Source organism: Oscillibacter sp. UBA6647 (assembly GCA_002455655.1).
GTDB lineage: Bacteria > Bacillota > Clostridia > Oscillospirales > Oscillospiraceae > Oscillibacter.
The window spans coordinates 13,670-31,176 of sequence record DKLF01000077.1 but is presented as its reverse complement, the minus strand read 5'-3'; the positions used below and the strand labels follow the sequence as shown (position 1 = coordinate 31,176).

Annotated in this window: 14 protein-coding genes and 1 pseudogene; 5 read left to right on the top strand and 10 right to left on the bottom strand. The window is 59.2% G+C overall.

Annotated elements, in window-relative coordinates; genetic code table 11:
• Positions 1–619 precede the first annotated feature (619 nt).
• Complete coding sequence (locus B2W96_RS05825; RefSeq protein WP_414692958.1) at positions 620–1,978, top strand: LysM peptidoglycan-binding domain-containing protein; 1,359 nt, start codon at positions 620–622, stop codon at positions 1,976–1,978.
• 183 nt (positions 1,979–2,161) lie between these two features.
• Here the strand turns inward: B2W96_RS05825 and B2W96_RS05820 are convergent, their stop codons facing one another.
• From B2W96_RS05820 to B2W96_RS05780, 9 genes and pseudogenes are all read right to left on the bottom strand, one after another.
• Positions 2,162–2,524 (bottom strand): hypothetical protein, encoded by a 363-nt coding sequence (locus B2W96_RS05820; protein ID WP_293009345.1) that lies wholly within the window; start codon positions 2,522–2,524, stop codon positions 2,162–2,164.
• The gene (locus B2W96_RS05815) at positions 2,449–2,994 is read right to left on the bottom strand and encodes a TRAP transporter large permease subunit (RefSeq protein WP_293009344.1); all 546 of its coding nucleotides are present in this window, start codon (positions 2,992–2,994) and stop codon (positions 2,449–2,451) included. The genes B2W96_RS05820 and B2W96_RS05815 overlap by 76 nt, the downstream gene beginning before the upstream one ends.
• Entirely contained in the window at positions 2,991–3,536 is a 546-nt protein-coding gene (locus B2W96_RS05810) for a TRAP transporter small permease (protein WP_293009343.1), read from the bottom strand. Before B2W96_RS05810 ends, B2W96_RS05815 begins: the two co-directional genes overlap by 4 nt.
• A gap of 64 nt (positions 3,537–3,600) precedes the next feature.
• Positions 3,601–4,236: pseudogene (locus B2W96_RS05805) on the bottom strand (TRAP transporter substrate-binding protein).
• 43 nt (positions 4,237–4,279) lie between these two features.
• Positions 4,280–4,690: a TRAP transporter substrate-binding protein DctP gene (gene dctP, locus B2W96_RS05800; protein WP_293009342.1), complete on the bottom strand. Its 411-nt coding sequence runs from the start codon at positions 4,688–4,690 to the stop codon at positions 4,280–4,282.
• A 178-nt stretch (positions 4,691–4,868) separates the two neighbouring features.
• A complete protein-coding gene (locus B2W96_RS05795; protein WP_293009341.1) occupies positions 4,869–5,003 on the bottom strand; it encodes a helix-turn-helix domain-containing protein in 135 nt (44 codons plus the stop codon).
• 117 nt (positions 5,004–5,120) lie between these two features.
• The gene (locus B2W96_RS05790; protein ID WP_293009340.1) at positions 5,121–5,864 is read right to left on the bottom strand and encodes a sigma-54 factor interaction domain-containing protein; all 744 of its coding nucleotides are present in this window, start codon (positions 5,862–5,864) and stop codon (positions 5,121–5,123) included.
• 113 nt (positions 5,865–5,977) lie between these two features.
• The gene (locus B2W96_RS05785) at positions 5,978–7,699 is read right to left on the bottom strand and encodes a hypothetical protein (RefSeq protein WP_293009339.1); all 1,722 of its coding nucleotides are present in this window, start codon (positions 7,697–7,699) and stop codon (positions 5,978–5,980) included.
• Positions 7,699–8,625 carry an AAA family ATPase gene (locus B2W96_RS05780; RefSeq protein ID WP_293009338.1) on the bottom strand — a complete coding sequence of 309 codons (927 nt, stop codon included), beginning with the start codon at positions 8,623–8,625 and terminating at the stop codon, positions 7,699–7,701. The genes B2W96_RS05785 and B2W96_RS05780 overlap by 1 nt, the downstream gene beginning before the upstream one ends.
• Positions 8,626–8,940: 315 nt before the next feature.
• Between B2W96_RS05780 and B2W96_RS05775 the strand changes: the two genes are divergently transcribed.
• The 4 genes from B2W96_RS05775 (at position 8,941) to B2W96_RS05760 (ending at position 13,430) form a co-directional block, all read left to right on the top strand.
• Entirely contained in the window at positions 8,941–10,779 is a 1,839-nt protein-coding gene (locus tag B2W96_RS05775; RefSeq protein ID WP_293009337.1) for an NAD(P)-binding protein, read from the top strand.
• Entirely contained in the window at positions 10,773–12,518 is a 1,746-nt protein-coding gene (locus B2W96_RS05770) for a [FeFe] hydrogenase, group A (protein WP_293009336.1), read from the top strand. Before B2W96_RS05775 ends, B2W96_RS05770 begins: the two co-directional genes overlap by 7 nt.
• A 65-nt stretch (positions 12,519–12,583) precedes the next feature.
• Positions 12,584–12,955 carry a RidA family protein gene (locus B2W96_RS05765; RefSeq protein ID WP_293009335.1) on the top strand — a complete coding sequence of 124 codons (372 nt, stop codon included), beginning with the start codon at positions 12,584–12,586 and terminating at the stop codon, positions 12,953–12,955.
• A 133-nt stretch (positions 12,956–13,088) separates the two neighbouring features.
• Entirely contained in the window at positions 13,089–13,430 is a 342-nt protein-coding gene (locus B2W96_RS05760; RefSeq protein ID WP_293009334.1) for a phenylpyruvate tautomerase MIF-related protein, read from the top strand.
• Positions 13,431–13,684: 254 nt separating this feature from the next.
• Here the strand turns inward: B2W96_RS05760 and rpoC are convergent, their stop codons facing one another.
• Positions 13,685–17,473, bottom strand: coding sequence for a DNA-directed RNA polymerase subunit beta' (rpoC, locus tag B2W96_RS05755; RefSeq protein WP_293009333.1), 3,789 nt, complete (start codon positions 17,471–17,473; stop codon positions 13,685–13,687).
• Positions 17,474–17,507 lie beyond the last annotated feature (34 nt).

Sequence of the window (17,507 nt, the reverse complement as noted above, 5' to 3'; positions counted from 1 at the left end):
TGCAAGGTGTTTATATATGTATCAGATGTATCCGAAAACATGTCCTTCAAACTCTATGCAGCACACCATCAAAAGCGGAGATACGCTCTGGAAGCTCTCTCAGGCAAACGGCGTCAGTGTCCAGAGCATTCTGGACCTCAACCCGGGCGTTGATCCACGGAATCTGAAGATTGGCGCAACGCTCTGCATCCCTGCGTCCACATCCTCCGTATCTCCGTCGCCCCCATCCACGTCACCCGCGCCCCGCACTTGCCCAAGGGGTGCCTCCTCGTACATAATTCGTACTGGAGACACCTTGTGGAAGCTGTCCCAAACCCACGGAGTCAGCTTGCAAAGCATTCTGGACCTCAATCCGGGCGTGGATGCCCGAAACCTGCAAATCGGCGATGTAGTCTGCATTCCTCTTGCGCCCACACCCGCACCGCAGCCGCCAGCTCCTACTCCTATGCCTACTCCAGTTCCTATGCCTACTCCAGTTCCTACGCCGACTCCTACGCCTGTTCCAACTCCTATGCCGACTCCGCCCGCGCCGTCTCCCATCTGCGGGGACGAAACCTTCTCCTATGCGGTTCAGCGAGGCGATACCTTATGGCGGCTCGTGCAGGTTTTTGGCGTCAGTATGGAGAGCATCCTCAAGCTCAACCCGGGGCTGGAAGCCGACAATTTGCAGGCTGGAGACGTGATCTGCATTCCTCTCGTGCCCACTCCGAAGCCGGTTACTCCCGCGCCAAAGCCGGTTATGCCTGCGCCTAAGCCCATTGTCCCAGCGCCCAAGCCCCCTGTCGTCTGCGGGGATGGGACCTTCTCTTATACAATTCAACGGGAAGATACCATCTGGAAGCTCGCCCAGATTTACGGTGTCAGCGTAGAAAGCATTCTCAAGCTCAATCCCGGGATGGAATCCGAAAATTTACAGATGGGCACTGTAATCTGCATTCCATTTGCCCCCGCGCCAAAGCCCGTTACACCCGCCCCCAAACCTGTCACGCCTACACCGAAGCCCCCCATCGTCTGTGGGGACGAAGCGTTTTCCTATACGCTTCAACAGGGGGACACTCTATGGAAGCTCGCCCAGATTTACGGCGTTAGCGTGCAGAGCATTCTCAAGCTCAATCCTGGGCTGGAATCCCAAAATTTGCAGGTGGGCACTGTTATCTGTGTCCCATTTGCCCCCGCGCCGGAGCCGTCTGTTACGATGCCTATTACGATTACGCCTCCAACCATTACTGGCCCGACTATTACGGCTCCTTCCTTTACGTTCCCATCCATTACGTCTACGGGCATCACGCCGCCCTCTTTTACCCCTCCCTCTATCACCGCGCCAACCATTACCGCGCCCAAGATTACCTACCCCTCTGTGACGTCAAAGTCTTCGGAAACCACAACCACAAAACCCACCGCACCGACTGCTTTGCCCTCTATCTGCGGGGATGAAACCTTCCCCTATACGATTCGGCAGGGCGACACCCTCTGGAAGCTTTCCCAGACGTACGGCGTCAGCGTGCGGAGTATCATGGACCTCAACTCCGGTCTGGATCCCCAGAACCTGCGCATTGGAAGCGTGATCTGCATTCCGGCCGATATGGAACCCCCCGCGCAGATGCCTACGCAGCCGTCTGTACAACCGTCCACCCAGCCATCCACACAGCCGCAGGCTTCCACCGATACGTTCCTGTACAGAGTGAAAAAATGCGACAACATCTGCAAAATCGCAAAAGCCCACTGTGTCAGCGTGGAGAGCATTATTCGAAGCAACCCCAACATGCAGCTTTACTGCCTGAAGGAGGGCACGTATATCCTTATCCCCATGAATCGCTGCCAGGGGGCGGCCTGCCGCTACACCGTCAAGTGCGGAGACACCCTCAACCGGATTGCAAATCAGTTTAACCTCCCTCCCACTGCGATCATGGCAGCAAACCCCAATGTGGACTTTGAGAACCTTGTGAAATGCCAGCGTATCTGCATTCCCAAAGAATAAGCTTTTCGTGCTGTTTTCTCCCCTCCAAAATAGGGCAGGGGCCTCGCCAAAAGGTGGGACCCCTCAGTCTGTGGCGAAACCCGTATGGCACCTCCCCGTCATTTGAGCTTCTTCGACAGATTGAAGCGAGGGGCCGTTCTTTAAAGAACGGCCCCTCGCCTTTATGTGACAATCCGGTTTGATTCAGCTCTGCGATTTTGCCCGCTGTTTGCGGGTCGCTCCGAAGGCAGAGGCCGCGTGCATCGCCCGCATCAGTTCCTCCGCGGTGATGCCCTGCGCGATGGCGTCCAGCCGGTTGCCGGGAACGCACTGCTTGCGGCACCATGCCATAAGCTCCTCCTCCGGGACCTGATCCAGACGGATGTCCTCCATGGTTACGGGAAGGCCCAGCCGGACCATAAAGTCCACCAGCTCCTCCGCCTGCGCCATGTCCGCCTCCGGGTCCAGCATCAACTGGGTCACGATGCCAATCAGCAGAACACCGCACAGGATACCGGGGCCAAAGCCGCCCATGAACATGGTGGCGATGGAGGCGTTGGTTGCCACGCCATAATGGACGGCGGAATCAGCACGCCCAGCACGCCGGCGGCGGCGATCAGCGCATAGGAAAAGCCCTTGGAATAGCCCTGCTTAATCATGGAGAGAACCATGATGACGCCGATGGTGGCCACGGTGGCCGCCGCAGAGCCGGAGATAGCGCCGAAGAACATGCAGGCCAGAACGGTGACAATTGCCAAGCCGCCCTGCCTGTGGCCCACCATGGAGTCGGCAAAGTCAATCAGCCGTTTGCTCAGACCGCCGCCCTCCATCAGTGCGCCCGCCAGAATAAACAGCGGAATCGCCATCAGCGTGAAGGAATCGCAGGCTGTAAACATGGTCTGGGCAATATAGGAAAGGCCAAAGGAACCGGAGGTAAGCATGTACAACGTCACGGACATGCCGATGGACCAAGCGATGGGGACGTTCAGCACCAGCAGAATAAAAAAGGTGCCAATCAAAATCAATCCTGCATTCATTCTGCTTCTTCTTCCTGCTTCATCATTTTTTCGCTTTCAGTCTCTTCCGTGGGAAGAACGCCGATGAGCTGCTTTACAAGGACCACCAATCGCTGAAGCCCACTTACAATCATCATACCCGCGCCCACATAAGGCGCCGCGTATGCAAACTGCATATTTATTTTGTTGGCTGCGGAATACTGGGGCCGCACGCCCATGGAACTGAGAACCTGCATGCCCACATAGCACAGCATGAAAAAGAACGCCAGAGAAATCAAAGATGCGATGATATACAGTATGACCCGGGCCTTGCCCTTGAGAATCATGGGCAGCAGGTCCACCGACATGTGGTTGCCGTTTCTCACGCCCTTGCTGGCCGCAAGATAAATGACCCAGATACACAGGTAACGGGCGCTTTCCTCCGTCCAGCCCACGGGAAGTCCCAAAGCCCGGAATACCACCTGAATAAAAATAATGGCGCAGGTGATAAAAAAGAGAGCGGCGCAGACATAGGTTTCAAAGAAATTCAAAACCCGGTCCAAAATCTGGTTTGCTTTTGCCATTGTTATCTCCTCTCCGCTGCCGCCTCCCGGAGACTTCCGGGAGGCAGCGGAATTTCATGCGTACTTACTTCTCTACGCCGGTGATTGCTTCCAGCTCGCCGTTGGTAAACTTGTCGTTGCAAACCTGAATTTTCTCCATGTAGGTGTCCAGATTCGGCTCGGTACCCTGCTGGCGGAACCAGTCGTACACGTCGGTGGTGGTGACCTTAAACGCTTCGCGCTCCTCGTCGGTGAGCCGGGTGACGGTCATGCCGCCGGCGGCCAGCTCCTCAAACGCGCCCTCTTCGCCCTCGGCGGACAGCTTGAGCTGATACTGTGTGGCCTCCTGCGCGGCCTGATCCACCGCGGTCTGAAGCTCGGCGGGCAGGGACTAATAAAAGTCATAGTTGATGGAAATGGCCGTGGCGTCGTAAACGGCGGCCACATCGGTGATATACTTCTGCACCTCGTCATAGTTGCCGGTGGAGGCGATCAGCGCGGGATTCACCTGACCGTCGACGGTTTTCTGCTGCATGGCGGTGAACAGCTCGGAGAAGGCCATGGGCATGGGGTTGCCGCCCATGTCGGTGTAAACCTTCAGCAGGATGTCGTTCTCCTGCGTACGAATCTTCAGACCCTTCAGGTCTGCGGGGGTCTTAACTTCCCGCACGGAGTTGGTCAGGGCCTGCCAGCCGTTTTCAAAGAACGCCAGAGGATAAATGCCGCTCTCCTAGGCGATTTTCTTGGTCAGCGCCTTGCCGTCCTCACTGTTCAGGAAGTTCTGGATGGACTCGCGGCTGTTGAACAGATAGGGGAAGCTGCATGAACTTGAAGCTGTCGGTAAAGTTGGCCAGCACCACGGCACCGCCCTCGGCCATCTGGATGTTGCCCTGCCGGCACTGCTCGTAATACTCTCTGTTGGAGCCAAGCTGGCCGTTGGGATAAACCTCCACCTCGATGCGGCCGTCGGAGTATTTCTCCGCCAGCTCTTCAAACTTGTATAAGCCCTGAGTGATGGGATGCTCTTCAGCCACGGAACCGGCCAACTGGATTTTGTAGGTTTCTCCACCCGCCTGAGAGCCCTGAGAGCCCTGGCTGCCGCCGCCGCACCCGGCCAGCAGAGTGCTGACCGAAAGCACGGCCATGAGCAGTGCGCTTAACTTTTTCATCTTCATAGTCTTCCTCCATATTTAAATTGGCAATAAATCGTGCCTTATCAACCCTAGAGCAATTACCTTGCCATTTCAAAGAATATATTTTGCACAAATTTCAATTGAACATTTTGTCTGATGTTTATAATTGTTCTAAAAAGCCTAAAAATATAGACAGCTTGCAATTTTTACGCAGACACGCTTAATCCGGGCCTGCTGCTTTCAGTTTTTTATAAAGCCCGGAGCGGCTGACCTGTAAACAGTCTGCGGTTTTGTCCACGTCTCCGCCATTCTCCTCCAGAACCCGACGGATATAAGACGCCTCCAATTCCGCCATCACCTGCTTCAGCGGTCTCTGCCCCTCGGGCAGGGCCGGGGGGCCGCCTCCTTGGCGGCATTGCCTCCGCCTATTTCCGTCTCCCACGAGGATAGCTCCCCAATGAGCACAAAGCGCTCAATGGTGTTGCGCAGTTCCCGGATGTTGCCGGGCCAACTGTAATTTTGCAAATTTGCCAGCTCCTACGCGGCGGAACTCTCCGCTCTCCAGTACCCGGAGAAGCTTTGCCTGCGCAGTCAGGGGCAGCTCTCCCACCTCGTCCATAAAGATAATTCCGCCGTTGGCCACCTCGAACAAGCCGGCCCGGCCCTCCTTCAAAGCGCCAGTAAAGGCCCCTTTTTCATAACCAAAAAGCTCAGCCTCAATCAGCTCATTGGGGATGGCCGCGCAGTTCACCGGCACAAATACCGCGTTCTTCCTTCCGCTGTGGCGGCGGATGAAGTTGGTGGCAACTTCCTTACCCACGCCGGACTCTCCGTAAAGCATAATCGTGCTGTCCATCCGTGCCAGCGTTTCCAGAATGGAAAATATCTTCCGGGTGGCTGGGTCGTCCGCCACAACCTGATTTTCCCCGCGGTAATCGGTCATCTCCATGGCGGCCTGATAGCCCTTGAGCTTTTCCTTTTCCCGCTGCAGCTCCTTTTGAAACGTCTCCAGAATATCCAGTCTGCGGCTGTATGTCACCACCATGCGCAGCTCGCCCGCCTCGTCAAAAATCGGTGTACTGACACAGGCCACTTCCTGTCCGGTCTTATTAAAATATGTGCCCAGCGCCTGCCTGCGGGTGCGAAGCACCTCGTCCGTCATGGAGTAGCTGACATAGCCCTCTGCCCGACATCGGCCCCTCCATTGCCATACCATTCACCAGCAACAGCCATCGATTCCCGCATTCGGCTAAAAAAACGCAGAGGCCCCGCCAAAAGGCGGGACCCCTACATTTTTAAGCGCCGGCTCTCGCCGGACCTTTCAAATTTTCACAGGTTGCAAATCTGATTCTGGAGAAGCGTTCCCACTGTGTCGGCAAACTGGTCCAGCCGCCGGATGCGGGTGAAATTTCGCCCGTAGATAGTCCGGGCGGCAGACAAGTCCTCATCCTCCCCGGTAAAAACGCACACTACGGCCGCGCCGGTGCGGGAAAGGCTGCGCACCTCCTGCGCCGTATCCACCACGCCCATGCGGTCCGCATAATCCCGGAAGCCGCCGCTCCGGGCAATTTTAATCACATCGTTGGGCTTTGCGTCAGACAGGAGAATCACCAGCCGGTGCTCGCAGGGCGCATCCTCCAAATCCCGGCCCAACGCGCGGACAGCCAGCCCGTCCCGATTGCAGCCGGTGGTGAAATAGTGAAAGATCATCTCGTTCCGATCCGTCTCCCCATAGTCCCGGAAGCGGGTCAAAACTGTGTAGCCGCTAAGAGAACAAAACGCCGTCACCCGCACGGGAATGCCGCATCGCGTCAGGCTCTCCGCTATCATATACCCCTGCGTGGAAACAGTCTCCTGCCGGGAAATCTGGGAGGTGGAGGAATCCAGCAAAAGGTCCACGCACAAATCCCCGGGGTCCCCCCGCAAAGTGCGGGTAAACACCTTGTCGTCTCCCAGACACTCCGCCCGCCAGACCCGCGCCGCGTCCAGCAGCCCCGCGGAGGTGCGCACGGTTTCAGGCTGCAAATGGGTCTGCATGGCGTTGCGGATACGGGCGGTCAGTCGGGCCACGGTCATCCGGTTGACGGTGGAGTTTGCCTCATAGGCCGCCTTGTTCTTCTCCATCTGCCGCAGCGCCGCTCGGCGCTGCTCCGCCGCGAAGCCCCGAGCGTGCTTGTCAAGCTCCGCCCCGCCCCGTGCATAATAAAGGTTGCAGCCCTTGTGGTCCCCCGTGCACAGCTCCCGCTCCAAGCGCTGCACTTTGTCCGTCGGGTACAGCGACGCGCCGAAATAACTGGAAATATAGGCCCGGAGAGCCTCCTCGCTCTGTGCCAGAGTCATCTCTCCCAGCCGCCGCTGGGGCGCGGGGCCGCCGTCCCCCTCCACAGCCTGCGCGTGCTCTCCAAAGCCGAAGCCAAACTCCCGAAGGCTGGGCAAAGGGGCTTTATTCTTCTGCCGCCTGCCAAACAGGCGCAGTCTTCTCACGGCTCGCAGCTTCTCCGGGTCTTCGGCATCTGGGGTATCCGCGGGCGCATAGCCAAACCAGACCGCAAGGGTCTGCCCCAACCGCTGGGCAAGCGCCGCCCCGTCCAGCTCTCCCGGCAGGTCCAGCGCGGCCAGAAGCTCCCGGTCGCTGCCCTTCAGCCCGCAGTCCTGTCCCAAAATCTCCCGGCAGCGTCCGACCGAAAGAACATGGACAAGCCGATCCGAAGAAGCCCGTTCAAATGCCTCCAGCGTTTTGCGGGCATAGCTCTGCCGCAGCGCCGCCATGGCAGGGCGGCGGTCCTGTTCCCGGGCAAACGCCGCGCTCTCCAGTCCCAACCACGCAAGCTGCTCATAAATCCGGCGGTCCGGCAAGCCATCGAAGGAAGCAAACAGACTTTCCAGTTCACCGCCCCAGTCCCGGCGGACGCAGCCCGCCACCGTGTTCCAGTATAAATCCGCGCGGCCTTCGGCATCATAGGTTTTCAGCTCCGGCTCAAACTCGTATTCCTCCGCCGCCGTCCAGACCTGGTTTTTCGCCCGGCGCTGCTCGTGCTCCTGAATCTCCATCAGAGTGCAAAGGCTTCCCGGCCAGACAGGTCCTCCGGCACCCGGCTTTTCACCACGTCCTCCACCAACTGGCGCTCGAACTCATCAAAGCATTTGTTCACAATGCCAAGTTCCAGCGCCCGTGCGGCGGGCAGTCCCTGCCGCATCAGGCGGACGGCGGCAAGCAGGCCCCGCAGGTCCAGCGCCTTGGTGGAAATCTCCGCGCTGTCGCACTTTCTGCGGATGTCGGTAAACAAACTCGTCATCTGGTCGGCATAGGCGGGCTTCAGCTCCGGAAACTCCCGTCCCAGAAGCTTTAAAAGATTTTCCTCCGTGATGGATGGCATATTGATGACAAGGAACCGGGAGGCCAGCGCTTCATTCAAGTCCCGGGTTCCGGCATAGCCATAGTTCATGGTGGCGATAAAGCGGGAGGCTTCAGACAGTGGGATACGGTCGTAGCCCGGCACGTCGATGCAGCGGCGAAAGTCCAGCGCCGCGTGAAGCACTGCCAGTGATTCGTTTTTTGCCATGTTGATTTCGTCCAGCACACCAAAGCCCCCCTCCAGCGCACAGCGGGCAATTGGCCCGTGGCGCAGAGAAACCTCCCCTCCGCAGAGGGTATCCGTCCCGATCAGAGAGGCCGCGTCGGTGTTGATGTAAAACGACACGTCCCACTGGGGCCGCCCGAACAGGGCGGAGAGATTTTCCGCCAAGTCATTTTTCCCTGTGGCTTTGGGGCCTGCCAGCAACAGATGCTCGCCGCTCAAAAGCGCGGAGATGGCCTCCTCCCAGATTTCCTTACCGTAATAGGGATAGCGGGGCTTTGGAATGCGGTGGAGCGCCGCTTCCCGCACCGGGGTCTGGTGAATTTTCCAGTCCTCCGTCGCCTGCAAAAGGGCCTCACTCACGCCCTCAGCCCGTAAAAACTCCATCAGCTCGCCCATATCGTCCTCCGTTCCGCAGGCGGCTGCGGGTCGCCTGCCTCGTGTTTTTCCTTCTTTTGTTATACGCGGGTTTTTCGGTCTTGTCAAACTTACAGCAATTCCGACAGCATTTTAAGAAAAACCGACAAAAGACGGTTGTATCTTGCCGCCGGAGGTAGTAAACTGACAAAAATGCTTTCTCACGGGCGCGGGTCTGCACCGGGCAGCTTTATGGCAGCTTTCCGGAATGCGCAGGTCTCGAAGCCACGCCCGCGGGCGGCTATTTTCATGAGCTATGCAAAGCAGACAGGAATATGGAAAAGGAGTGAGAAGCCTATGAGCAGACTTGACATCAACACGCCCAGTCAGGCCCAATCCGTGGTGGATCAGCTATACCGCGGCATGGAACGCCGCATCGCAGCCAGTCCTCCGGGCCTGTGCCCCATCGACATGGCGCTGAACTTTCTGAATCTCTGCCATGCCCAGACCTGCGGCAAGTGCGCCCCGTGCCGCATCGGACTGGGGCAGCTTTCCAATATGCTGCGAGGCGTTCTGGACGGAGAGGCGGATGTCCGCGCCATTCACCGCATCGAGGTTACAGCTCAAGCCATTGTGGACACCGCCGACTGCGCCATCGGCATCAACGCCGCCCAACTGGTTCTCATGGGGCTTTTGGGCTTCCGGGACGATTATGAGGAGCACATCCTCCGCCACCGGTGCTTGGGCAGCCTGAAAAACCCGGTGCCCTGCGTGGCCCTGTGCCCCGCCGGGGTGGACATTCCCGGCTACATCGCCCTCATCAACGCTGGGCGGTATGGCGACGCGGTGAAGCTCATCCGCAAGGACAATCCCTTCCCCACCGCCTGCGCTTACATCTGCGAGCACCCCTGCGAGGCCCGCTGCCGCCGGAACATGGTGGACGATCCCCTGAACATCCGGGGGCTGAAGCGGTACGCCGTGGATCAGGCCGGAGAGGTGCCCCAGCCTGCCTGCGCACCTTCCACGGGGAAGACCGTGGCCGTGGTGGGCGGCGGCCCCGGCGGTCTGTCCGCCGCGTACTACCTCACATTGATGGGCCACCGTGTCACCGTGTTTGAAAAGCAGAAGCACCTTGGCGGGATGCTGCGCTACGGCATCCCCAGCTATCGCTTTCCCCGGGAAAAGCTGGACGAGGAGATTGCCTCCATTTTGTCCCTCGGCGTGGAGGTCCACACCGAGGTGGATGTGGGCACCAGCCCCTCGCTGGATGAGCTGCGCCGGAAGTATGACTGCCTGTATCTCTCCGTGGGGGCGCATACCGACAAGAAGACAGGCATTCCCGGGGAGGACAGTCTGGGCGTGGTTTCCGCGGTGGAGCTGCTGCGCCGCATCGGCGACGGGGAACTGCCGGACTTTACCGGGATGAAAGTGGTGGTCATCGGCGGCGGCAACGTTGCCATGGATGTCACCCGCTCCGCCCTCCGTCTGGGGGCGGCAAAGGTCTCCTGCGTATACCGCCGCCGTCAGGCGGACATGACTGCCCAGCAGGAGGAGATAGAGGGTGCTATCGCCGAGGGCGCGGAGGTTTTGACGCTGGAGGCCCCTCTGCGGATTGAAGCCAATGAGTCGGGCCGCGCGGTGGCCCTGTGGGTCAGGCCCCAGATCATCGGCGAGATGGACTCTCTGGGCCGTCCCCGGCCCAACGACGCGGACGTGGAAACACGGCGCATTCCCGCTGACGTGGTGATCGTGGCCATTGGGCAGGGCATTGAAACCCACGGCTTTGAGCAAAGCGGCGTGAAAATCCAGCGTGGCGGCACGGTGCTGGCGGCTTCCAGCACCCAGCTTCCGGACGTGGAGGGCGTGTTCGCCGGGGGCGACTGCGTCACCGGTCCCGCCACCGTCATCCGTGCCATTGCGGCGGGGAAGGTTGCCGCCGCCAATATTGACGAGTACTTAGGGTTCAACCACGAGATTCTCACCGACGTACAGATTCCCACCCCCGACCTCTCCGACCTGCGGCCCCGTGGCCGCATCAACACCGGTGAGCGGGACGCGGGAGAGCGCGTGCACGATTTCCAGTGCATTGAGTGCGGCTTTACCGATCAGGAGGCCCGGGAGGAATCCTCCCGCTGCCTACGCTGCGACCACTTTGGATACGGGATTTTCAAGGGAGGGCGTGTGGAAAAATGGTAAATATCGAAATTAACGGACGTTTTCTTTCCGTCCCCGAAGGGTCCACGATTTTAAGCGCCGCTCAGGAGGCGGGCATCCCCATTCCCCACCTGTGCTATTTGAAGGAAATCAACGAAATTGCCGCCTGCCGCATCTGCGTGGTGGAGCTGGAGGGGACCCAGCGGCTTATCCCCGCCTGCAACACGCAGGTGGAGGAGGGCATGGTCATCCGCACCAACAGCCCCCGGGTTCGCTCCGCCCGGAGAACCAACCTGCGCCTGATTCTCTCGGAGCACAACTCCACCTGCACCACCTGCATCCGCAGCGGAAACTGCGCCCTGCAAACCCTGTCCCACGATTTAAACATTCACTTTCAGCCCTACCGGCTCCAGCCGGAAAAATCCCGGGTAGATCTGGACGCACCGGTGGTGCGGGAGGCGAGCAAGTGCATCAAATGCATGCGCTGCGTGCAGGTGTGCGACAAGGTGCAGGGAATGCACATCTGGGACGTGGCGGGCACCGGCTCCCGTACCACGGTGGACGTGAGCTTTAACCGGCTTCTCAAAAACACGGACTGCACCTTCTGCGGTCAGTGCGTCACCCACTGCCCCACTGCGGCCCTCACTGTCCGGGACGACAGCAACAAGGTCCTGCGGGCTTTGGCGGACCCGGAGATCACCACGGTGATTCAGGTGGCGCCCGCCGTGCGGGTGGCATGGGCGGAGGCGTTTAATCTCTCCCCCAAATTTGCCACCGCGGGGCGAATGGTGGCAGCTTTGCGCCGGATGGGCTTTGACTACATTTTTGACACCAATTTTGCCGCTGACCTCACCATTATGGAAGAGGGCAGTGAGTTTTTGGAGCGGTTTACCCACCGGGGGAAGTACCGCTGGCCCATGTTCACCTCCTGCTGCCCCGGCTGGGTGCGGTTTGTCAAGTCCCAATACCCGGCGTATACGGAGTGCCTGTCCACCGCAAAGTCCCCCCAGCAGATGTTCGGGGCCATTGCCAAAAGCTACTTTGCGGAGAAAAAGGACGTTGACCCCCACAAGCTCTTTGTGGTGTCTATCATGCCCTGCTCCGCCAAAAAGGCGGAATGCGAGCTTCCCAACATGAACGATGCCTGCGGCGATCCGGACGTGGACGCGGTGCTCACCACCCGGGAGATGGTCCGCCTGCTGCGCAGCGACTGCATTGTCCCCACGGACCTTCCGGAGGAGCCTTTCGACAGTCCTCTCGGCTCCGGCACCGGCGCGGCGGTGATTTTCGGGGCCTCCGGCGGCGTGATGGACGCGGCGCTCCGCTCCGCCTATTACCTTGCCACCAGCAAAAACCCCAAGCCGGACGCGTTTTCCAACCTCCGCAGTGGAACCCCCTGGCGGGAGGCCAGCTTTGCCATCCCCGGTGCGGGGACCGTGCGGGTGGCGGTGGTCAGCAGCCTTTCCGGCGCGCGGGAGCTGATGGAAGCGGTGGAGAGCGGGTCATCGGAATATGACTTTGTGGAGGTGATGGCCTGTCCCGGCGGCTGCGCCGGCGGCGGCGGGCAGCCCATCCACGAGGGCGCGGAAATGGCCGCTTCCCGGGGCGACCTGCTCTGGGAACTGGACGCGGGGAGCAAGCTCCGCTTCTCCCACGAGAATCCCGACGTGAAAAGCTTGTACAGCGAATATCTCCGGGAACCGCTGGGAAAGCGGTCCCACCATCTGCTCCACACGGACCATTCCGCCCGGTTGGCCTCCATGGGGAAAGATTCCCTGTAAAGGGTTGAAATTCCCCCGCGCATGAAGTACCATGGAAGAAACTGAATGATGGAAAGGAGTTTCTTATGAAACTGATTCACACCGAATACGCCCCCGCTGCCATCGGCCCCTATTCTCAGGGCTATGTTGTAAACGGCCTGCTGTTCACCTCCGGCCAGTTGGGGCTGGACCCCGCCACCGGCGCGATGGCGGGCGAGGACATTGTCTCCCAGTCCGAGCAGGTGATGAAAAACCTGTGCGCTCTGCTTAACGCTGCGGGCAGCGATCCCTCCCGCGTGGTGAAGGCCACCTGCTTCCTCTCCGACATGGGCAACTTTGCCGCCTTTAACGAGGTCTACGGCAAATACTTTACCGAAAAACCCGCCCGCTCCTGCGTTGCCGTGAAGACCCTTCCCAAGGACGGGCTGGTGGAAGTGGAGATCATTGCGGAGGCCTGACGCTCACGCTTTGCCGGGGGGACTTCCGAAAATTGGATTTACCGCCCGTGGGAGGCGGCATTCATAAAAGAGCCATGTCCCGCTCAGGTAACCGCCAAATCGAATCAATCCTATCAAAACGGAGGATGCACCTATGCCTTATATTGGGATTAACACCTCGAAGTCCCTGTCCGCCCCGCAGAAGGATGCACTGAAAACCGCGCTGGGAGCGAAAATTTCGCTGATTTCCGGAAAGAGCGAAAGCAAGCTGATGGTGGACATTTCCGACGGGCGCACCATGTATCTGGCCGGTGAACAGCGGGACCTTGCCTATGTGGACGTGAAGTGCTTCGGTTCTGCCGAATTTGCGCACAAAAAAGCGTTTACCGAGGCCGCGTTTGAAGCTGTCCAGCAGGCCACCGGTCTTCCTCAGGACGGAATTTATCTTACGTACAGCGAGTTTGAAAACTGGGGCACGCAAGGTACGATGAAATAAAACCGGCTGGAGCGGTGCGGATTTTTCAGAAAAATTCCGCTCGGGTCTGTACTCTGCTAAGGATTCCTGCTTTTCCAAGTTTTTCCCCCGCTGATTCTTTGCCCTTACGGAAGCTTTCCGGGGCCTTGGATTTCCCTTTTTTGCCCCGTCCTTTCTGCCCTTGCCGCTTATTTTGTAAATTTCCGCTTTCCCGACATAAAAAACCGCCCGGACGCGACTGCGTCCGGGCGGTTTTTGTAAGTTCAATGCGGGTTTCAGTCCTCGTATGCGGGGAGTTCGTCTCCCGCGCCGACCATGGCCGGGGCAGGCACAAGCTCTTCCGCAAATTCCTTATAGGCCGCAAGACCGGTACCGGCGGGAATCAGCTTGCCGATAATCACGTTCTCCTTCAGGCCCAGCAAATGGTCCACCTTGCCCTTGATGGCGGCCTCGGTCAAAACCTTGGTCGTCTCCTGGAAGGAAGCGGCGGACAGGAAGGATTCGGTTGCCAAAGACGCCTTGGTAATACCCATCAGAAGCTGAGTCCCCTCTGCGTGGCGCAGAAGCTCGCCGTCTTCCCTGCGCTCGCCCACCGCGTTGCGGCGGTCAACCTCCGTGTTGGCGTCCTCCAAATCCAGAAGGTCCACCATGGAGCCGTCCAGCAGCTTGGTGTCGCCCGCATCCTCCAGACGAACCTTGCGCATCATCTGGCGGACAATCACTTCGATGTGCTTGTCGTTGATATCCACGCCCTGCTGGCGGTAAACCCGCAGGACTTCCTGAATGAGATAGTTGTACACCGCGTCGCTGCCCCGCAGGCGCAAAACCTCGTGGGGATTCAGAGCGCCGTAGGTCAGGGCAACGCCCTGCGCCACACGGTCCCCGTCCTTTACCAGAAGGCCGGTGTGGGGCACGGAATAGATACGGGAATCGCCGTCGTCGGCGGTGATAATAATGTTCAAAAGGCTTCCCTTAGTGGCCTCTTCAAACTTGACCACGCCGGAAATTTCCGCCAGTTGAGCCATCCGCTTGGGCTTGCGCGCCTCGAACAGCTCCTCCACGCGGGGAAGGCCCTGCGTGATATCGCCGCCGGCCAGACCGCCGGTATGGAAGGTACGCATGGTCAACTGCGTGCCGGGTTCGCCGATAGACTGGGCGGCGATGATACCAACCGCCTCTCCGGGGCCCACAGGCTGGGAGGTGGCAAGGTTCATGCCGTAGCACCGGGCGCACACGCCGCTGTGAGCACCGCAGGTAAGCACCGTGCGGATCATCACCGTGGGCTTTCCGCCCTTTTCCGGGTCGAAGGAGCACATATCTCCCTCCCGGTTGTTTTTCTGAATCCAGCGGCGGCCTTCCAGTATCTTAGCGTCGTTTTCGTCCATCATCCGCTCGTTGGAGATCAGCTCCTCGCCGGTGTCAGCGTCCAAAACGCTGCCCACCAGGAACCGGCCCCGCAGACGGTCGGAGAACTTCTCGATAACCTGCCCGTTTTCGCTGATTTCGGAAACACGGATGCCGTGGATAGAGCCACAGTCCTGCTGGCGGATAATTACGTCCTGAGACACGTCCACCATTCGGCGGGTCAGATAACCGGAGTCCGCCGTACGAAGGGCGGTATCGGCCAAGCCCTTTCGCGCACCTCTGGAGGAAATGAAATACTCCAGCGCGGTCAGGCCTTCGCGGTAGTTTGCCTTAATGGGGATTTCGATGGTGCGGCCCGCCGTGTTGGCGATCAGGCCGCGCATACCCGCAAGCTGACGAATCTGCTTCATGGAACCACGAGCGCCGGAGTCCGCCATCATAAAGATGGGGTTATAGCGGTCCAGATTCCTTTGCAGCGCGTCGGAAACCTCGTTGGTGGTCTTTTCCCACTCGGCCACAACCTGCTTATAGCGCTCCTGATTGGTCATGAAGCCCATTTTATACTGGCTCTCAATATCCAGAACCCGCTTTTCCGTCTGCGCCACCAGTTCATACTTCTTGGGAGGAACAGCCATGTCCGCAATGGATACGGTGATGGCAGCGCGGGTGGAGTACTGATAACCGGTGGCCTTTACCGCGTCCAGCACCTCGGCAGCGATGGTGAAGCCGTGCTTGTTGATGGTGCGGTCCACGATACGGCTCAGCTCTTTCTTGCCGCACTGGAAAGCAACTTCGTAATCCAGCGCCTTTTCGGGGTCACTGCGGTCCACAAAGCCCAGATCCTGAGGGATATTGCGGTTGAAGATAATGCGGCCCGCGGTGGCCCGGATGATTCCAGTGCGCTCTGCGCCGTCCACCGTCCGGGTGACCCGCACCAGAATGGGGCAGTGGGGGCCGATCACGTGGCTGTTGTAAGCCATCAAGGCCTCGTCCTCGCCTGCATAGACATGAACAGGCCGGAAGGTCGCTTCCTTCTTCCCCTCGTTCTTCGCCGCCTTATTGGCAGCCAAGAACTCATCGGCGTCCACCTCCGTGTCGGCGGTGAGGCCGGTTTCACCCGCTTCGTCCACATACACCGTCTCCGCACCCATCTCGGCCTTGCCGATACGCTCGTAGGTCAGGTAGTATGCGCCCAGCACCATGTCCTGCGTGGGCACGGTGACGGGGCCGCCGTCCTGCGGACGCAGGAGGTTGTTGGCGGAAAGCATGAGAATCCGGGCTTCGGCCTGCGCCTCGGCGGACAGGGGCACATGAATCGCCATCTGGTCGCCGTCAAAGTCGGCGTTAAACGCCGTGCAGTTCAGGGGATGGAGCTTCAGGGCGCGTCCGTCCACCAGCACCGGCTCGAAGGCCTGAATGCCCAGACGGTGCAGCGTAGGGGCGCGGTTGAGCATGACGGGGTGATCCTTGATAATCACGTCCAGTGCGTCCCACACGTCGGCGGTACCCTTATCCACCATCTTCTTGGCGGACTTAATGTTGTTGGCGGTGCCGTCCTCCACAAGCTTTTTCATGATGAAGGGGCGGAACAGCTCCACAGCCATCTCCTTGGGCACGCCGCACTGGTAAATTTTCATCTCAGGACCGACGACGATAACGCTTCGGCCAGAGTAGTCCACACGCTTGCCCAAAAGGTTCTGACGGAACCGGCCCTGCTTGCCCTTGAGCAGGTCGCTCAGGGATTTCAGCGCCCGGTTGTTTGCGCCGGTGACGGCGCGGCCCCGGCGACCGTTGTCGATCAGGGCGTCCACAGCCTCCTGCAGCATCCGCTTCTCGTTGCGGACGATAATGTCCGGCGCATTGAGCTGGATAAGCCGCTTGAGGCGGTTATTGCGGTTGATAACCCGGCGGTAAAGGTCGTTCAGGTCGGACGTTGCAAACCGTCCGCCGTCCAACTGCACCATGGGGCGCAGCTCCGGCGGTATCACCGGAAGCACGTCAATTACCATCCACTCGGGCTTGTTCTTGGAGATGCGGAAGGCGTCTACCACCTCCAGCCGCTTGACGATCCGGGCCTTTTTCTGGCCGGAGGCGTCCTTCAGCTCGGTGTGGAGCTGCTGGGAGAGCTGATCCAGATTCACGTCCTGAAGCAGCTTTTTCACGGCTTCCGCGCCCATTCCGGCGTGGAAATCGTCCTCATACTTCTCCCGGTAGTCCCGGTACTCCTTCTCGGAGAGAATCTGATTGCGCATCAGGGGCGTTTCGCCGGGGTCGGTGACGATATAGTTGGCAAAATACAGGACCTTCTCCAGAATCCGGGGGCTGATGTCCAGCAGCAGGCCCATCCGGGAAGGAATGCCCTTAAAATACCAGATGTGGGAAACGGGAGTGGCCAGCTCAATGTGGCCCATGCGCTCCCGGCGCACCTTGGCCCGGGTGACTTCCACGCCGCAGCGGTCGCAGACCTTCCCCTTGTAGCGGATTTTCTTATACTTGCCGCAGTGGCACTCCCAGTCCTTGATGGGCCCAAAAATCTTCTCGCAGAACAGGCCGTCCCGCTCGGGCTTCAGTGTGCGGTAGTTGATCGTCTCCGGCTTTTTGACCTCGCCGTAGGACCACTCCAGAATCTGCTCGGGAGAGGCCATGGCGATCTTAATAGCATCAAAAGCAACATTGTTGCCGGTAGCAGTGTCAATCATTTGGTTTCCTCCTATCATGATTCAGAAATGTTGA

Coding starts and splice junctions, on each gene's coding strand:
- B2W96_RS05760 (WP_293009334.1), top strand. CDS start 13,089: ATGCCTTATATTGGGATTAACACCTCGAAGTCCCTGTCCGCCCCGCAG.
- B2W96_RS05790 (WP_293009340.1), bottom strand. CDS start 5,864: ATGGTATGGCAATGGAGGGGCCGATGTCGGGCAGAGGGCTATGTCAGC.
- B2W96_RS05785 (WP_293009339.1), bottom strand. CDS start 7,699: ATGGAGATTCAGGAGCACGAGCAGCGCCGGGCGAAAAACCAGGTCTGG.
- B2W96_RS05825 (WP_414692958.1), top strand. CDS start 620: ATGGAGAGCATCCTCAAGCTCAACCCGGGGCTGGAAGCCGACAATTTG.
- B2W96_RS05810 (WP_293009343.1), bottom strand. CDS start 3,536: ATGGCAAAAGCAAACCAGATTTTGGACCGGGTTTTGAATTTCTTTGAA.
- B2W96_RS05775 (WP_293009337.1), top strand. CDS start 8,941: ATGAGCAGACTTGACATCAACACGCCCAGTCAGGCCCAATCCGTGGTG.
- rpoC (WP_293009333.1), bottom strand. CDS start 17,473: ATGATTGACACTGCTACCGGCAACAATGTTGCTTTTGATGCTATTAAG.
- B2W96_RS05765 (WP_293009335.1), top strand. CDS start 12,584: ATGAAACTGATTCACACCGAATACGCCCCCGCTGCCATCGGCCCCTAT.
- B2W96_RS05770 (WP_293009336.1), top strand. CDS start 10,773: ATGGTAAATATCGAAATTAACGGACGTTTTCTTTCCGTCCCCGAAGGG.
- B2W96_RS05815 (WP_293009344.1), bottom strand. CDS start 2,994: ATGAATGCAGGATTGATTTTGATTGGCACCTTTTTTATTCTGCTGGTG.
- dctP (WP_293009342.1), bottom strand. CDS start 4,690: ATGAAGATGAAAAAGTTAAGCGCACTGCTCATGGCCGTGCTTTCGGTC.
- B2W96_RS05780 (WP_293009338.1), bottom strand. CDS start 8,625: ATGGGCGAGCTGATGGAGTTTTTACGGGCTGAGGGCGTGAGTGAGGCC.
- B2W96_RS05795 (WP_293009341.1), bottom strand. CDS start 5,003: ATGGCGGAATTGGAGGCGTCTTATATCCGTCGGGTTCTGGAGGAGAAT.